Here is a 17,110-nt window from a genome sequence, read left to right as displayed (position 1 = left end):
CCTAAAATCCGCATGTCTATAGTAAATCATTACCCCCCGTTTTGATTTTGGTGCTTTAAGGATTAAACGTTGCTTTTTTTGTAGGTTTCCGATATCTTTTTAAATGTTGGGGCATACTTCCCCTGTTAAAGTTTTTATACTTTCTCTGTGGAGGTCATTATTTTACGGAGCGTTTTTGTTTTTGCCAGCTAAGTTTTTAAGGGCATATTTCCATAAACCCTGAGGGATACTTGTCTGGAACGTTTTATCCATTTTGATGGCAGGAGGATAAACCTAAAAAGGAATTTTTTAACACGATAGCAAGGCTTTAGTGTTTTGTATTTGGAGGAAAAGCATTCCATGATATGATGGTAAAGGTTGCGGCAGATTGCTGTTAAATATAAAAAAACGGTATTCTTGCCCAAGGCGGAGAAAGGCATCCCGTCCCACCCGAAATCGTTCTTGAGGATATCAAACTGACGCTCCATGTTCCCCCTGTGATTGTAGAGCCGAACCAGTTCGGTGATATGGAGTTCAAGGTTATTGGTGAGTATGGCGCGGTATTGATAAGCATCCCCGGTAAAAGCATCGGTTTGTTTTGTAGGTTTGAACGACCGCTTGACCACCAGTCTGTATTGGACAGGTTTTTCCCCGGCCTTTTTGGCCTGTTGTTCGAATGGGGTCACTAAAACCTGTCCAATTTCCATAACGTTATTATTGGCATCCGATATGGTGTCCCAACTTTCTACTTTTTTGAAATATTTTTCCACATAACTGTTTTTACAGCCAATGTAAAAGTACCTTACCTTTTGTTGCACTAATTTCACAACATCATATTGATAGGAAGCAGCATCGGCCCTGAAGTGGTCAATTTTACGGTCTATATTAGCTTCCAACAAATGGAACAGGCGAGATAATGTATCCCACTGAAAGGACTTTGCGTCACTGTTCCCGTTCCTGTTTTCTATGTAAAGGACCTGGTTCTCATTAATGGTGCAGACCCCGGGTTGATACCCCGGGGCACGCTTATAGGTCATTTTACTATCCTTTTTTTTATTGAAAATGATGGTATTGTCATAATCCACCAGGAGTTCCTTTTGTTTAAAAACACCCAAATGTTTCAATACCTCCATGTTCAATTGCCCCAAGACCGAGTGGGTGCTGTATGTGTGAAGTACAGAACCTCTTTTGGTCTTACATTGGGCAGTGGGTTCGGATAAATTACCTATACGCCGTAGCATCGTGTCGGAACTAGGCATATTCAGGTAAGGATTGCCTTTGAAATGATGTTTAAGATGGGTTTGAAGATCCTCGATACAGTCGCCACCACATAAGTAAATGCTTAGCAATGAATACAAGACATCGCTCCAGGAATATTTGGATTGGGGCGCAAGCTCTGGCAGGTTATTATCCAATAATTTACCTATACCGGATGCCGAGAGATACTCCAAAACAAAATTTAATCCGCCAAAAGCACAAATAGGTTTACTTTTTTGTATTTTCATCGTGGTATTTTTCTAGCAACACCAATTTAGGTGAAAATACCGAAAACCGCAAACGCTTTGCTTATAAAGGTTTGCGGTTGGTTTTATAAAGTATCTTACGGATGTTAGGAATTATCGGGATTATCAGGATACCCCCGAGGTAGTTGATTTTTATCTGCTCCGATAAATAGCGAATAGTTCTGAAAATCATTTATTTACATTATTTTCTTAAGTTTTTATATGAAAAGATGATAAAATACTTAAGGGTTTTTCCTTCTTTTCCTGTCGCTATATGTAGAGTGTCACATTTCTGGTGTGCTTATTACGGAAAGATATACCGGGCCGGGCTGTATTCTACGGGCTATCACAGTCTTCCGGATACCTTAATTCATAAGGAAATCAATTATTAATAACTAAATATAGCGCTTATGAAAAGATGGAATCGCTTTATGTATTGTCTATCGTTTTTACTCGTCTCGTTTTTCCACGAAGCGGAAGCACAGACGAATCTTAAGATCAACCTCGATGCAGGTGTTACCCATAACGACCTGGACTATGATTTATCTAACCGTATTCAGTCCAGGTACACCGGCAGATGGGGATTTACCACCAATCTATCCCTGGAATACCGTTTTTACGACTCTTTTTTCATTTCCGGAGGTACTTTCTTTCGTTCAGAAAAATTTTGAATTTGAGCGGTATGACAGCAGGGATGGATGGTATACGAAATTTACCAACAATTATATAAACCTTCCCATAATGGTTGGGGCCTATCTGATAAACAATCCCTTTGAAAGCGAAGGATTCTGGCTCAAAGTTGCCGGGGGAGCGTATACGGGATACTGGTTGCGCATGAACAGAAAGGGACAATATCCCGTATTTTTTGAACTTAATGACGATGGTTTCCCTTTAAGTGAAAAAATCGATGAGAAATATGATTTTAAAAAGAATGAAAACCAGTTCAACCGTATAGAATATGGCCTGCAAGGGCAGTTCCAGGCAGGTTACGCGTTCGAAAAATTCGGGGTGTATGCTTCGTATTCCTATTTGTACGGTTTGTCGGGCTTGCAAAAGAACAATGTCAATGACAGGGACATGTATCATAAAACCTCTATGATAACCCTGGGGATTTCTCATAATTTTTAAAACCGAAAAAAGATGATTACAATTATATATCAAGCTATCCGAAGGATAAGGCCTTATGCATTTATCCTATGGACCGGAGTATTTTTAGCCGCAGCATTTTCTTCCTGTAACCGGGACGACGATCCCATTACGGAAACAGCACGTTATTCTTCAGATGACATCCGGTCGTATGCAGATCTTTTTAAGGTTTTCTGGAATATTATGGACGATGAGTACAACTATTTTTATGAAGAAAAAGAGCGGCATAACCTGGACTGGGATGCAGTGTATGCGGAGTATATGCCAAAGTTCAAAGCCCTGGAATCTTTTGGAAAGGAAGGGTACAGTAACGATTTTATCGCGGAAGAGGCAGATAAAGCCAAAACCTATTTTGAGGAAATAATAAACTCCATAATTGACCGGCATTTTTATGTAAGGATATCCTTGCCGGCATCCCGGACAGTAAATTACCGCAGTACCTATTACGGGGATATGAATGAAGAAGGAACGTCGGTTTACAACAAATCGGTGGCTATGGATTTTATGGAAGATAAACTGGAGGATGTTTTTAAATTCCGCTCTTTTTCCGGCCCGAGACAATTGGGAGGAAGATTGCAATCTTCGCCCGATATATATTATTTTTCGTTTAATTCCTTTGCCTTGAGTTCCCAGCACAGGATTGACCTGAGCGGGGAAGATAAACTTTTGTTTAAAGATCCTAGATCCGATTGGAAGATAAACCGTTCGGAACTGGCGAACAATACCTCCCTGAATGCGATCGAAAACGGGGAACTGCGCGATTTTATACGGGACTGGACACTGGAAGTCTATGATGCATGGAACGAGGCATTGACGGGCACTCTGCGATCCGAAACACTGGAAAGAGGTATAGAGGAATTTAACCGTTCGGAAATCCTGACCGATGAATTATTGGAAGAAGCGGACAGGTTAAACGCCATTATTAATGAATTGCCGGATTTCAATTTCAGTTTTTCACAGTTGCCTTTTTCGTTAATGGATGCCTTTGATAGTGACGAGAGTGCACAGAATTATGTCGATGATTTCTCGAACAGGATGAATGAGATGCAGTACGGTTATAATATGCCTGTGTTCCGGACAAGTCTGGATGCTATTGCCTCCAAATCGGCTATTTACAGGAACTTTTTTAATCCTTTGCATAGCGGAGAGATAAAAAAACTCATACTGGATCTTCGCGGAAACGGTGGGGGAGCGGTAGTAGATGCCAGGTTCTTTACGGAACGACTGGTTACCAAAGAAGCTTTGGTAGGGTATCAGAGAACCAAGGAAGGGAACGGCAGGTTTAATTATACCCCGTGGGTACCTATGCATACCAGTCCGCATCCTTTTGGCATTCCTGCCGATATTCCCATAGTAATCCTTACGGATAAGAGAAGTGCAAGCATGTCGGAACTATCTGCGCTGACCCTTAAATCCCAGGGAGACCAGGTGCAATCCGTGGGAGATTATTCGGCAGGAGCAACAGCCGGGCTCGGTAATTCCGATGACTATAACGGGGGAGCGAGGATAGCTGTCGGAAATTACCTGGAATTTTATATGCCTTTAATGGCTACTAAAGATGCGGCGGGGAAAGTCATCGAAGGTATAGGTGTAGAACCCGATGTATATGTAGCGCCGCCTACGGAAGAAGAAATACGGGATATGGCTAATAATCCCGCGCACAAGGACAGGGCTTTGGAAAAGGCCATTGAGGTGATATCTGCAATGTAAGGCAGTTGATCCTTAAGACAGTTCCTTAGTGCGGATAGAAATTAAAGAAGGCCCTTTTTATGAGATTTCTCAAAAAGGGCCTTCTTCTTTTTCGGTTAAACCTCCTTTTTATCTGTTATTTTGTTTGCTATGGGAGTGGCAATAGTACCCAGCACGTCAAGTATGGTGAAAACCCCGAGGAGCCGGAAATAAAATTCTCCATTGTCAAATTCGGTGACCGTAGCGTTTATAAGCATTATCCCGACGATACAGATAAAAATAACCGTAGCTAAAAGCAGGTATCTTATAGTGTTGTTTTTCGGTTTTATCAATAACAAAAGGGAGATATGTCCGAATGCCGTGGCAAGGATCATAAAAATGATGACCGTTTTATAGATATTTTCCGTGTCTATGAATTCCCAGATAGCCGTTATGGTAACCAAAAAACCGATACCGGAGACCACCATTCCGATGAGGGAAAAATTCTTCAGGCTATCCCTCTCATAAATTGTAGAACAGCATAGTGCGGACAGACTATAGCCTACCAGTGAAAGTGTTGTGAGCAGGGTTTTAATTTCCGTATCCCCGTAATCCCCGGCCAAAAAAACGAATATACCTATTGCGGCACTGATACACAATGCGACGATTAACAACTTAAGAAAGAGTTTTTTATAATTTACGTACTGCATATGATTTTATGATTTTTTTGTGTAATTATATTACTTGTTAGCAAATCCGGATACTTATAATTTCATAATACCGGGGGCTTTTCCGGCAGACTAAACCACTCTGCACTGAAAGGTGCAGAGGTTTTCTTTACTGGGGACTAAAAGTCCCCCTTTTCTTCCTATTCAAGTATAAAATCTGAATGATCATCGGTGTCTTTTCGGCGATGATGCTCCAAATAATCATTAACCATTTTATCGGTGATATTACCTGTACTCCAAGCGCCGTAACCATTTGCCCAAAAGTGTTGCCCCCAATAACGCTCTTTTAATCGAGGAAACTCTTGTTGCAACTTTTGGGAACTCCTCTTCTTTAATCGCTTCAATATCGTGCTCACATTTAATTTAGGAGGATACTCTATATGCATATGTACATGATCCGAACCAACTACTCCCTTTAATATTACTATATTCTCCGCCTCACAGATTTGGATCAGAAGCTCCCGACAACGTTCTTGAACATCGCCTCTCAATACCTTATACCGGTTTTTGGTAGACCATACAACATGACAGGTTAATTTACTTACCGTACGCGATCCTTTTCTTAACGTAGTGCTCATAACACTAAATGTATAAATTTTTTCGCACTATTAAAGTGCTGTAATAAAATTACAGGGCTTCAGACCCGAAACTGAGACCAGTGAAAAGTCGTTCGTTTTTAAATGCAGGCGAGCGACTTTTACCTGTTTTATCTGACAATAAAAACACACTGACGGTCTCTCTTCCCTTGATTGAACCGATTTGTTTTGGCGATTTCCGGTTGGCAAGTTGGTAACAACTTACCGGCCGGGTAGACGGGCTGCCGACTTCTAATCAGGAATATCCAAATTTACTTTTTTAGCATCCCTTTCGAATTGTCTGACCAAAGCCGATGTCATCCTCTCAGCAATTGTTTGATACAGATCTATTACATCGCGTTCTTCTTCCGGATCGTCTTCTACGTTGTATAGCTCTAGGTCATCGGGCGTGTTTTTGTGTCTTGTTCGGACAATTTTCCAGGGTTTTTGGGTCAGGCTCTCCTGCAAATGGCCTCTTATGTAGATTTGTCGGCCGGGGATCGGTTTATTATTTCTTATGGCTTGCCAGATATTTTTTCCTTCCACTGTCGTAGGAAGGTCGTTGTTGTTGGTTAAAGAAATTAATGTAGGCATAATATCTGTTACGGACAAATAGCTGTTATTTGTTCCGGGATTCAAGTGACCTTTCCAGTAGATAATTGCAGGAACTCTTACGGCTCCTTCGTAATTTGAAGTTTTCCAGTCCCGCAAAGGATAATTGTCACCCAACTCCGGACAGGGTCCGAATCTCCCATTATACTGATCGGTGGGATACCAGTTTTCCATGGCTCCATTATCTGATATGAACAGGATCAGGGTATTGTCGTCCAGTCCCTTTTTGTTCAGTGCTTCTAAAATGATTCCCATGGCATGATCCATATGAGACATGGCGGCCGCATAATCTTTTCGCGAATCATTTTTGAAAGTGTTTTGATACGGTTTTTTCCATTCCGCGGGTTCCTGTAACGGAAAGTGGGGAGCACTATAGGCAATTTGGATGTAAAAGTTTTTTGTGGAGTCTCTTTTGCTGCTTAACCAGTCCATGGCATCTTTGGTAATCAAATCGGTGGTATGGCCCTGTTCCGAGATAAAGGTCCCGTTCCTGTGCCAGCTTTGGTCTCCATTTTTATAATAATGTGTGTATTGGTCTATCTGACCGTGCAGAAATCCATAGGAATAATCAAAGCCATAGTTTTCCGGTCCGCTTTCCGGTTTCAGACCGAGATGCCATTTTCCGAAAAGGGCGGTTTGATAGCCTTGCTTTTTTAATATCCGGGGGAGTGTAGCAATGGAATCCGGTAGTTTCAATTCACTTTTACCACTAATGGGAGCCACTATTCCCATACGGCTGGCTGGCATCCCCGTCAGCAGCGATGCCCTGCTTGGAGAACAGGTAGGGGCTGTATAAAAACGATCTAAGCGCACTCCCTTTTTCTCCAGGCGATCGATGTTTGGCGTATGGATACCGGAACCGCGGTAGCCTACATCATTCCACCCGGCATCATCCGCGATAAAAATAAGGATATTGGGGGATTCCTTATTTTTATTTTGGGCCAAAATGACACCTTGTGAAATGATCAGTGCACAACATAGGGGTATAAAAATCTTTACATAACTCTTCATAAGTCATAAATAAACCGAACAGGTATTAAGGTTAATATCCGGGATTCTGCTGCAATTTCGGGTTTGCATTTAATGCGGACTGGGGAATCGGGAATATATTTCTGAAATCTTCCGAAGGGTTTTTCCATTCCCAGGCATCTCCGTATTTTCCAAACCGGATCAGGTCTCTTCTTCGTCCCATTTCAAATACCAGTTCCCTCCCTCTTTCATCCAGGATGTCTTCTAAGGACAGGGTCAATAACGCGGAGGCATCACTCCTTTCCCGGATCTGGTTTACCAGGGGTAAAGCGGCTCCGAAATCTCCTTGCCGTGCCAGGGCTTCTGCTTTGATCAGGAGAATATCCGCATACCGGAAAAAAGCGACATCATTTCCGGCATTGCCTCCCACGGTATTGGGATCGATCAGCCATTTGACCCATTTGATCCCTGCATTCATCGGCTGACTCCTGATACCTGTGGCGGGAATGATCTCATAAGTTACCGGGCCTTCGGTAGAGACGCCTTCTTCGTATAAAGCGGAGTTATTGTCCGGAACTACTCTCTCTACCATTACGGGTTCGCCATTACGCGGATCTTTTAGCGGGCCATAGGTAATGAACATGGATTTTCTTATGTCCTGATCTTCGTATTTTTCTACAACCGACAGGCGGGTAGCAAATCCGTTTTGTGGTGTATACGGCAGTCCGAATAATCCCCCGGAGATTCCCGGAAGGACTTTTTGTACGAACGGATGGCCGATCCCCCCTGTGACATCAGGGTTATATACCGCTCCGAAAACAACTTCATTGTTATTTTCATTGTCCGGGGCAAAGTTGTCAAAATAGTTGGGAAGCAGAGCATACGATCCGGAATCGATCACCAGGTCGGCGTATTCCTGTGCCTTTTGATATAGTGCATTCCCGGTATAGACTTCGGCATTCAGGTATATGGTAGCCAGGAGGGCATAGGCAGCCTCTTTGGTTAACCTGCCGTAATAACTGCTTCCGGCTTCTGTTTTGGTAGGCAGGTCTTTCAGGGCGTCTTCCAGTTCCGCAGTGACAAATTCAAAAACTTCGGTCCTTGTGTTTTGTTCGGGAAGGTCCAGTGGGTCTACCTTGGCTCCGGTAAAGATAGGAACGTTCCCGAAGAGGTCCATCAGGTAAAAGTAGGCATAGGCCCTTAGTGCTCTTAATTCGGCTTTTGGCCCGGAGATATCCAGGGGAGATTCTTCCAATGAACTCAGCAGGCCATTGGTTTGCCCCACGGTTTGGAAAAAAGTGTCCCAGGTGGAGGATATATAGGCGTGATCCGGCTCCCAGGTGTGCTCCATTAACTGCCAGAAGGAGTCTCCTCCCCACCAGCCCTGGATTTTTTGCTGAACGACGACCTGGTCTGCCGGAAGTTCTAATGTCCTGTATTCGGGGCCCATACCGGTGATCCCCGCGAAGGCCCTGTAAACTCCCGATAAAGCGGATAATACCTGATATTCGTTAGAATAGAATGTATCGGGGGTATATATGGAGTATGTATCTTCATCTAAGCTACAGCCGTTAAGGAGTAATACCATGATGGCCATGCTTTTGATCATGCTTTTTTTGAATTTTATAGTTTTCATCATTGAGTCTTTACGTTGGTTCTAAAAAGTAACACTGCCACCTAAAACATAGGTTGTTGGCCTCGGATAGGCCAGATAATCAATTCCTACTGCGGTAGTTCTCACTTCGGGGTCATAGCCGGAATAGCCGGTAATTACAAAGAGGTTCTTGCCTGAAATGTATATACGGGCTTTCTTTAAGAATGAGGTGTTTTTCGTATTAAAGGAATATCCGATACTGAGATTGTCTACCCTCAGATAACTTCCGTCTTCCAGCCATCTCGAAGAAAATTGCGCACTGGTTTCCCTGCTGGTGCCATTGGTGAGTGCGGATTCCAGGACATTGAGCGCAGGGGCCTGCTGAGGATAAGAAAACTCGGCACCGGTGTTGTTGTATATCTCGTTTCCTACTACTCCCCGCATATTCAGAGAAAGGTCAAACCTTTTATAATTAATCGTCTGGTTAACGCCAAAAGTAAAATCCGGATTGGGATTTCCGATAACGACCAGATCATCACCTTCTTCGCCATCCACATCCAGAAAAGTTTCCATGCCGTTTGCGTCCAGGCCGGTAAATTTTCGCCCGTAAAAAGAGGCCAGAGGGAGGCCGGGGCGTATCAACTGTATTCCCACCTGATTGAGTACTACTCCCGATCCGTCTGAGATTCGGATCTCATCGCGTTGAAAGTTTTCGTTAGACAGGTTTTTTACTTCATTTTTGTTCGCCGAAAAATTGAGGTTGGCGTGCCATCGGAAATCCGTGTTGTCCATAATATCGGCATCCAGATTAAATTCCCATCCCCTGTTTTCTACCTCGCCCACGTTTGCCCATTGCGACTGAACCACCGAAGGAGCAGCCGTGGAGAATTCCAGGAGCAGATCATCGGTTTTTTTGATATAATAATCTACGGAACCGTACAATCTTTGATTAAAGAACCCAAAATCCAGTCCGATATTCAGTTGGCTGGTCTGTTCCCATTTTAAATCCGGATTGGCATAGTTGGTCGGGAGTACGCTGGGGATGGCCTGTCCTCCGAAAACATACACGCTGGAACCGTCAATGGAGAGTTGCTCCCTGTACAGGTTATTGGGGATCTCCTGGTTACCGGTTATTCCATAGCCCAATCGAAATTTCAGGTTACTTACTTTTGAGTTTTCAAGAAATTTTTCATTGATCATATTATAAGCAAATGCTCCGGAAGGAAAAGTCCCCCAGCGGTTGTTTTCCCCAAACCGGCTGGATCCGTCCCTTCGTAGTGTCAGGGTCAGCAAATATTTATCCCGGAACTTATAGTTTAGTCTTCCATAGTAAGAGGCCAGCCTGTTGGCGTCTTTGAAAGAGGTATTAGCCAGGATATTACCGGACTGTATAAGGTTCCATTTCGTAACCGAGGACACGAATTGATTGGCCATGGTAAAGGTATTTTCATTCTGAAACCGCTGGAAAGAATACCCGGCTAAAAACGTCAAATGGTGGTCTTCCCCGAATTGTTTGTCATAGTTCAGTGTAGTTTCTATAAGGGTAGTAGTGTTCTTAAATTTACTTATAGATGCCCTTCCGCCTTCGGAGGCAGCAGAGGGGTGGGAATCCGGTGCATTGGTGAACCGGTTTACCTGTTCATTGGAGTATCCCATATTCACAGTAAAGGACAGTGGTTCTATAATTTGAAAAGTCAGATTTGTATTTCCCAAAAAGAAATCGGTTTCACTTTCATCCTCCACATCGACCCAGGACACGGGATTGATGCGTAGTTCCCCGATCTGATAGTAACTACCATCGGGATTTCTGACCGGTAGTGTGGGAGCCCATCTCAAAGCGTCTTTGAGGATATTTCCCCCTTCGTTATTAATGTTGGAGGAGATGGCAACCTTGTCATCATCTAATTTTGCATAAGACATGTGGACGCCGATCTTTAATTTGCCGTCCAGCGCATCATGCGACCCGTTTAACCTCCCCGTATATTTTTTTAATGCGGAGGAAAGCAGAATACCTTCTTGTTCGGAATAGCCGAAAGAAGCGCGAAATTTGCTCGTTGGTGACCCGCCGGCAAAGGACAGGTTGTGATTCTGAGAAAAAGCGGCCCTGAAGATCTCCTTTTGCCAGTTGGTATTTGCTCCAAGATCAGAGTAGGGGAGCCCCAGGCTATTTGCATAATCTCTGAATTGACCGGCGGATAAAACAGGGAGAAACTTTCTTATACGACCGACTCCCGCGTAGGTGTCATACGTAACATTTTCGTCTATTCCTTTTTTACCTTTTGTAGTAATAATGATCACGCCATTTGCACCCCTGGACCCGTAGATCGCCGTTGCAGAAGCGTCTTTTAGAACGTCGATACTTTCAATGTCTGCCGGGTTAATAATATTCAGCGGGTTTGGCGATTCATCCGACAATGCTGAAGTATTGTTTTGTGGCCCTAATTGCACGTAATTATTGGCGCTTCCAAATTGTAAGGGAACGCCATCTACCACATAAAGAGGGTCGTTTCCCGCCGAAATGGAACTAATTCCCCGAATCCTGACCGTGGAAGCCGCTCCGGGCTGGCCGCTGTTTTGCACAATGTTTACCCCTGTAATTTTACCCTGCAATATCTGCTCGGGGGCTACAGGCGGAGCATCTTCGATATTACTTGCCTGTATGGAGGAGATGGCCCCGGTTACGTCACTTCTTTTCTGGGTTCCGTAACCTATAACAACGATCTCGTCTAACTGTTGGGTTTCTTCAGACAGGGTGACATGAATGGTAGTCCTGTTATTTATGGGTTCTTCAGTCGTTTTAAAACCTATAAAGGAAAAGATCAGGATTTGTTCCCCTTCTTCGAGTTCTATGGAATAATTTCCTTCAAAATCGGAAACTACACCATTGGCCGTTCCTTTTTGTACGATGCTCACTCCCGGTATTTCGATCCCGTCATCTCCCCGGACTGTACCGGTAATGACATTCTGTGCATGTGCGATACCCAAAAAGAGCAGCAGAAAACACACAGAAAGTGCATTTTTAATGATTTTTTGTTGTTTCATCTGGTTATTTTTTATTTGTTTTCATAGGTCAGATGGAAATCGAAGATTCACGAACTCCATCATATAATTAACATCATCGTGAGTAATACCCAAAGTAATTATGTCGGTTAGTATGACAATTTTGTCTATAGGGCATTTCATAATGATAGTTTTGGTTTGTTATTCCATTTATAAGGCCGGTGTTTATGGTATTTCAACCTAAATTTAATTTTGTTTGATGATTATCGCATCCTGTGCTGTCCTGATTTAAGCTTGAAAAAGAGATACTTATAAATATGAGGGCGAAAATTTCTTCCTGCCTGCCGGCATAGATAGGGATGATCGTAGATTTATCTTTACTGGTGATACTTAATTAGGGCCTGTTAACACTACACACTCAAAGCGGCTTTTTGGCCTATTTTCTGCCTCTCTTCGTTATTTTTTCCTTATTTGGCGCTGCCAAACTCGTCAAACATGCCTCGATAGACAAAAAATATACTCAAAAATCCATCTTTTCTGGTAGTGTTAACAGGCCCTAGTTGGTAAGGCACACCGGAAAAAGCCGCCGTGGCGGGAGATTTTGCCCCTAAAGGATATAAAAAAGATATAACCAATATAAAAACTCCTTCATAAGTACTTGTTGGTAAAAATGACGAAAGTTTTTATCCCGATCAAATCAACTACCTCGGGGCAATCCCGAATTATCGGGACGCGAGGTATTCAAACGAGCAAACCTTAGCTCATTTCGGTGCAGAGCCCTTCGATATCCCGGTAATTATCGGGATCAGGACAGGCGTTGGGGAATAAGACCCATTTAATGGGATTTAAAACCGTATTTGAACCTGCCGGAAATTGGATGAGGGTTAAACTTCTAAAAGACATCAAACATCTTGATATTGTTAGTAGTGAGGAAACCATACAGGAAATGACTAAGTGGATAAAGGGGTGAGAATTATCCATTATTTAAAACCATACAGACACTGCCTTTATCCAACAATTATGCAATCAGGCAGCTTCTTTTTACTATAAAACGAGGCTTTTAGCAACAGATATAAAATTCTATGGTACACCAAGTGTTGGAAAAATTGTTTGAAGAAAATTAAAAAAACAAGGACAATTTTTTTGGATTGGATGGATGGTCTTCATCAATAACGAAGAAGTTTATGATGAACTTAAGGGAAATATAGAGAAAGAAAAACTAAGTGGTGGTACTTTTTTAAGCATATGTCAACAAAGACCAACAAGTGATGATGAGGCAATTGTACGGAAAGCAATACAAATAAGAGATAGGTCGGGGCAAATCCTCGATGAGTTTAAATCACTTCAATGTATTTTAAACTTGTTTCAAGACGTATTAGCTCCTAAATCATTAATAAATTTATCAAGGCTTTGTTCTTTTGGCAACTTCAATTTCTGTTTAATTCGGTAGTGTGCCATTCTAATGCTTTTGGGAGCGATATTCAGTTTAGTAGCCATTTCTTTATTTGTTAGCCCCATAAGTATATACGAACAGTATTTTAGGTCAAGACGGGTAAGTTTATTCTCGGCCTTCTTTTGAAGCCTTTCAATAAATTCAGGATGTATTTGGGCAAACTCTTTTTTTATATCACTGTACCCTTTATCAACCTTAGTGTTTTTTGCCAATAGTCGTTTAAATTGTCGGTATAATGTGTCGTTGTTGTCTAATTGCTCAAGGCCTTCTTTTAGCTCTTTTAAAAGCGTGTTTTTTTCCTCTACTTGTAAGGTTCCTGCCAAAAGTTCTTTTTCTACCCTATCCAGGCGTTCTTGCATCAATTTACGTTCGGCTTGCAAACGAGCGGTTTCTTCGGTTTTTAAATCCGCTTTTAATTCTGCTTCCTTTTTTTCGCCGGCAAGTAATAATTGCTCCCGTTTGGATGCCCGTAATTTAAAGTGGTACGAACGATATAAAAAGAACAATGCGACTATACCTGCAATGAGCATAAATGCATATACGGTGTTCAGTTTCTTACTAAACGCTGCTTCATTCTTGGCGGCAGCTAAGGCAAGTTCCTTTTTTTCAGATTGATACTGAACCTCCAATTTTTGGATAGCAAAGTGCGTTTTCTCATCAAATAAAGCTTTATCGTACTGCACGTATTGCTTGTAGTAATCTAAGGCTTTGGCAGGATTACCGCTTTTCTCTGCTACTCTGGAAAGTGCATTCGTAATACGCAATTTTGAGAGTGTTCCTCCGGAATCGTCTGCAATTTCACCCAGAGCGAGCAACAAAAGGTTTTCAGCCTGTTTATAGTCGTGGTCTTTCAGGGCATATTCACTCAAAATACCATAACTATTGGCAATGATTTCCGGGTTATTGGTTGTTTTTCCGTAAGCAATCGCACGATGCAGATAAATTTCTGCACTATCTTTATACGACACAGGGTAAAATTCAAAATAAAGGTTGGCAAGGTTAAGGGCTGCAATGCCTGCTGTAGATGGCAGTGTAATACGCTTTTTATGTGCTTCTGTATAGGTTATTATTTTTTTAAATGCATATTTTGAAGAGTCCAACAACGCCTTTTGGGCAGTGTCTTTTCTGTATCGGTGCAAATAACTGCTTCCCATACTTAAGTACGCATTGGCAATAGCGTCGGGATCTTTACTTTTTTGGGCAGCATCTAAACAACGCTTTGTATAATGTAGCTGTTTTTTAGGTTCTTCCCAATGAGCATAGATAGCTGCAAGAAAGTGGTAAATATTGCTTTTATAGTGCTCCGTGTTTTCTTCCTCCTCAAACATCCGGAGGGCTTCCAACATTGTTTTATAGGCTTTGTCTGTGTTTTCTATTTTGCGTTCAAGTGCCGCTTTCCGCATAAGCACCCGACCTTTTACGGTTTTGTCCTGGGTTTTGTTGGCGTACCATTGTGCGCTGTCTGCTTCTTGAAAAGCTAAATTTAAACTATCTTGATGATTGTATAAACTGCTTAATCTGGCTTTAACCAAGGCTGTATACCGAGTGTCTTTTTCTTGGCGGCTCAATTTTTGAGCACCTGTTATGAGTTGCAAAGCTTCATTGTGCAGGTTTTTAACAATCTTAATTTTTGCCAGTTGCTCCATTGCCTCAATACGATTTCCGTTTGTGGTGTTTGGGTTATCGATTAGGGTTTGCAAAGAATCTATAACAACAGTTTGTGCCTGTAGGTTGAAAAGCGCTACGTTAAAGCAAATGAAGAAGGCAATGGACAACAATTGGTTCATTCTGTAAATGTACTAAAATCACACTTCCTTTAAAACCGAAACATGTTTTTTGTAGACGATTTGTAGACGCTATTTTTAAGACTTGTAGTCACATCATATACTGCAAATAATTGCTTTCATTGAATATTTCTTCCAATTTTGTTCCGGAAATATTAATAACTATTAAACTAATAAATTTATGAATGCAAAAACAATTTCAATCGTATCGTACATTACTATCATCGGGTGGATTATTGCTTATTTTCAACACAAAGGAAGCGAGCAAAAAAGCGAATTGGCCTCTTACCACCTCGGACAGGGCTTGGGGGTTTTTATCTTTGCTGTTGTGCTTAACATCATTCTTCAAATTGTAATGAGCATTGTTCCTTCATTGGCATCTATTCTTTCTTTGGCTGGGCTTATTCCGTTAATACTACTCATTTTCGGCATTATTGCTGCTAATAACGAAGTTTTAAAGCCGGTTCCGTTAATCGGGAAGTTTTTTGAAGGGAAATTTAATTTTTAAACAGTGTGGTCCCAAAAGATAGAACACAGATGACTCAGATTTAGCTGATACTCGCAGATGAGAACAGCGCAAATCACCTAAATCTGTGTTATCAGCGTTCAAAAATAATAGAACATAGAAAAAAATGAAACAAGAAGAAAGCCAAATTATTGAAACAATCAAGGCTTTTACATCAAAAGCTGATGCGTTGGAAATAAAAGCATTCCAAAACAGAGATTACCAAGAAAATGGTTTTACTGAAGGTTTTAACGCTTTGTTCAATCAGTATTGCTACGAGAAACAAAATAGAACGGTTTCCGGCCTTAATTTTAGGCAACCGCCACGATATTCTAATTTGAAATACTGTATTGAAACCGAAATAGAACCATTATCGAAAACACGTTATCAGGTAATTTTTTGGGGTGAGCCAATGTTTAGAAGCCTCCGGTTTATCGTAGATAAAAAACAAGGTGAATGGAGATTGATTCGATACAAAACGTTTTTAACTGCTTCCAATGACCGCAGGAGGACTTGGAGAAAACACAAGTTATGAATTTAAAGGAGAAAAAACAGCGCAAATCAGCATAACCAGCGCTATCGGCGTTCCAATAATAGAACGCAGAACCTGTCCCCGACTTTTCGGAATGAAAAACATTTGATAATTGGAAACAACTAATTTTAATAATGAACTCGTTTAAACTTTTTTTAAAAATAAAAAAGGGTTGAAGATATTTGTGTTGCGAAACATACAATTATCTAAACCAACCCTTTATGTACTCTGTACTTGACAAAGATACGATAGAATTGGAAATAGTTCCTTACATACCTAAAACTCATCGAGGATTTGCCCCGACCGTTCCATTGGTTGAGATTGTTAACGCCATCCTCTACAAGCTCAAGACCGGTGTGCAGTGGCATCAAGTGCCTGTAAAAGCCCTTTTTGACAGTAAAGTGCTAAGTTGGCAATCGGTTTACTACCATTACCGGAAATGGTGCTTGTGCGGTTTTTGGAAAGACTGTTGGGTGAGCTTCCTCAACCGCCATAAATCAAAACTTGACCTTTCCAGTGTGGACCTGGATGGCAGTCACACCTCGGCCATCAGGGGCGGGGAACAAGTGGAATACCAAGGCCGTAAGAAGCGCAAAACCACCAATGCCCTATACCTTAGCGAAAGGCAGGGACTACCTTTAGCTATGTCTGAACCTGTTGCCGGCAATCATAACGACCTGTATAACATTGAGGTGCAGTTCGAAGTAGTCACTGGTACTCTGGAAGATGCTGACCTCCGTGTGGATGGGTTGTTCCTCAATGCTGATGCGGGCTTTGATTCCAAGGATTTCCGACAGGCTTGTGCCCAAAAGGAAATCAATGCCAATATCTGTTTCAACAGGCGTAACAGTGACAAGGACAGAGATGACTATTTTGACAAAGAACTTTATGACCAGCGATATGCCATCGAGCGAACCAATGCCTGGATGGACAGTTTCCGGTCATTACTAAACAGGTTTGACACCACCGTGGCAAGCTGGACAGGGTTTAACTATCTTGCTTTTATTGTGTTAGCTTTGAAAAAGTTCAAACCCATCAAAAAGAAAAAAGTTTAAACGAATTC

General features: G+C 41.9%; 13 protein-coding genes. 6 read left to right on the top strand and 7 right to left on the bottom strand.

The genetic code is table 11. From position 1 onward, the window contains the following. Window positions 1–188: 188 nt before the first annotated feature. The gene (locus ACVBDU_RS01400) at window positions 189–1,484 is read right to left on the bottom strand and encodes an IS1380 family transposase (protein ID WP_447177992.1); all 1,296 of its coding nucleotides are present in this window, start codon (window positions 1,482–1,484) and stop codon (window positions 189–191) included. A 407-nt stretch (window positions 1,485–1,891) separates the two neighbouring features. On the opposite strand from ACVBDU_RS01400, the gene ACVBDU_RS01395 reads away from it, so the two are divergent. The 3 genes from ACVBDU_RS01395 to ACVBDU_RS01385 are packed head-to-tail and all read left to right on the top strand — an operon-like array spanning window position 1,892 to window position 4,337. Beyond that, the gene (locus ACVBDU_RS01395) at window positions 1,892–2,152 is read left to right on the top strand and encodes a hypothetical protein (protein WP_447177994.1); all 261 of its coding nucleotides are present in this window, start codon (window positions 1,892–1,894) and stop codon (window positions 2,150–2,152) included. Then, window positions 2,076–2,609, top strand: coding sequence for an outer membrane beta-barrel protein (locus ACVBDU_RS01390; protein ID WP_447177993.1), 534 nt, complete (start codon window positions 2,076–2,078; stop codon window positions 2,607–2,609). The genes ACVBDU_RS01395 and ACVBDU_RS01390 overlap by 77 nt, the downstream gene beginning before the upstream one ends. A 12-nt stretch (window positions 2,610–2,621) precedes the next feature. Next, window positions 2,622–4,337 carry a S41 family peptidase gene (locus ACVBDU_RS01385; RefSeq protein ID WP_447177991.1) on the top strand — a complete coding sequence of 572 codons (1,716 nt, stop codon included), beginning with the start codon at window positions 2,622–2,624 and terminating at the stop codon, window positions 4,335–4,337. Window positions 4,338–4,432: 95 nt separating this feature from the next. Here the strand turns inward: ACVBDU_RS01385 and ACVBDU_RS01380 are convergent, their stop codons facing one another. From ACVBDU_RS01380 to ACVBDU_RS01355, 6 genes are all read right to left on the bottom strand, one after another. Next, on the bottom strand, window positions 4,433–5,005 hold the full coding sequence (locus ACVBDU_RS01380; RefSeq protein ID WP_447177990.1) for a hypothetical protein: 573 nt from the start codon (window positions 5,003–5,005) through the stop codon (window positions 4,433–4,435). A gap of 158 nt (window positions 5,006–5,163) precedes the next feature. Next, window positions 5,164–5,601 carry an IS200/IS605 family transposase gene (tnpA, locus tag ACVBDU_RS01375; RefSeq protein WP_447177989.1) on the bottom strand — a complete coding sequence of 146 codons (438 nt, stop codon included), beginning with the start codon at window positions 5,599–5,601 and terminating at the stop codon, window positions 5,164–5,166. Between the two features lie 249 nt (window positions 5,602–5,850). After that, window positions 5,851–7,155 (bottom strand): sulfatase-like hydrolase/transferase, encoded by a 1,305-nt coding sequence (locus ACVBDU_RS01370; protein WP_447177988.1) that lies wholly within the window; start codon window positions 7,153–7,155, stop codon window positions 5,851–5,853. A 97-nt stretch (window positions 7,156–7,252) separates the two neighbouring features. Then, window positions 7,253–8,818, bottom strand: coding sequence for a RagB/SusD family nutrient uptake outer membrane protein (locus ACVBDU_RS01365; RefSeq protein WP_447177987.1), 1,566 nt, complete (start codon window positions 8,816–8,818; stop codon window positions 7,253–7,255). Window positions 8,819–8,836: 18 nt separating this feature from the next. After that, entirely contained in the window at window positions 8,837–11,815 is a 2,979-nt protein-coding gene (locus ACVBDU_RS01360) for a SusC/RagA family TonB-linked outer membrane protein (RefSeq protein ID WP_447177986.1), read from the bottom strand. A 1,323-nt stretch (window positions 11,816–13,138) separates the two neighbouring features. Then, the gene (locus ACVBDU_RS01355; protein WP_447177985.1) at window positions 13,139–15,013 is read right to left on the bottom strand and encodes a helix-turn-helix transcriptional regulator; all 1,875 of its coding nucleotides are present in this window, start codon (window positions 15,011–15,013) and stop codon (window positions 13,139–13,141) included. 178 nt (window positions 15,014–15,191) lie between these two features. On the opposite strand from ACVBDU_RS01355, the gene ACVBDU_RS01350 reads away from it, so the two are divergent. From ACVBDU_RS01350 to ACVBDU_RS01340, 3 genes are all read left to right on the top strand, one after another. Continuing rightward, window positions 15,192–15,518: a DUF4870 domain-containing protein gene (locus ACVBDU_RS01350; protein ID WP_447177984.1), complete on the top strand. Its 327-nt coding sequence runs from the start codon at window positions 15,192–15,194 to the stop codon at window positions 15,516–15,518. A gap of 124 nt (window positions 15,519–15,642) precedes the next feature. Then, window positions 15,643–16,050: a hypothetical protein gene (locus ACVBDU_RS01345; protein ID WP_447177983.1), complete on the top strand. Its 408-nt coding sequence runs from the start codon at window positions 15,643–15,645 to the stop codon at window positions 16,048–16,050. A gap of 218 nt (window positions 16,051–16,268) precedes the next feature. Beyond that, a complete protein-coding gene (locus ACVBDU_RS01340) occupies window positions 16,269–17,102 on the top strand; it encodes an IS5 family transposase (RefSeq protein WP_447177729.1) in 834 nt (277 codons plus the stop codon). Window positions 17,103–17,110 lie beyond the last annotated feature (8 nt).

Source organism: Sinomicrobium endophyticum (assembly GCF_052983315.1).
The sequence above is the reverse complement of the archived record's forward strand: the minus strand, read 5'-3'. Positions and strand labels throughout refer to the sequence as shown.

What these genes read in the sequence shown, in the direction of transcription:
- ACVBDU_RS01395 (WP_447177994.1), top strand. Translation starts at nt 1,892, where the DNA reads ATGAAAAGATGGAATCGCTTTATGTATTGTCTATCGTTTTTACTCGTC.
- ACVBDU_RS01400 (WP_447177992.1), bottom strand. Translation starts at nt 1,484, where the DNA reads ATGAAAATACAAAAAAGTAAACCTATTTGTGCTTTTGGCGGATTAAAT.
- ACVBDU_RS01350 (WP_447177984.1), top strand. Translation starts at nt 15,192, where the DNA reads ATGAATGCAAAAACAATTTCAATCGTATCGTACATTACTATCATCGGG.
- ACVBDU_RS01340 (WP_447177729.1), top strand. Translation starts at nt 16,269, where the DNA reads ATGTACTCTGTACTTGACAAAGATACGATAGAATTGGAAATAGTTCCT.
- ACVBDU_RS01385 (WP_447177991.1), top strand. Translation starts at nt 2,622, where the DNA reads ATGATTACAATTATATATCAAGCTATCCGAAGGATAAGGCCTTATGCA.
- ACVBDU_RS01380 (WP_447177990.1), bottom strand. Translation starts at nt 5,005, where the DNA reads ATGCAGTACGTAAATTATAAAAAACTCTTTCTTAAGTTGTTAATCGTC.
- ACVBDU_RS01345 (WP_447177983.1), top strand. Translation starts at nt 15,643, where the DNA reads ATGAAACAAGAAGAAAGCCAAATTATTGAAACAATCAAGGCTTTTACA.
- ACVBDU_RS01360 (WP_447177986.1), bottom strand. Translation starts at nt 11,815, where the DNA reads ATGAAACAACAAAAAATCATTAAAAATGCACTTTCTGTGTGTTTTCTG.
- ACVBDU_RS01365 (WP_447177987.1), bottom strand. Translation starts at nt 8,818, where the DNA reads ATGATGAAAACTATAAAATTCAAAAAAAGCATGATCAAAAGCATGGCC.
- tnpA (WP_447177989.1), bottom strand. Translation starts at nt 5,601, where the DNA reads ATGAGCACTACGTTAAGAAAAGGATCGCGTACGGTAAGTAAATTAACC.
- ACVBDU_RS01355 (WP_447177985.1), bottom strand. Translation starts at nt 15,013, where the DNA reads ATGAACCAATTGTTGTCCATTGCCTTCTTCATTTGCTTTAACGTAGCG.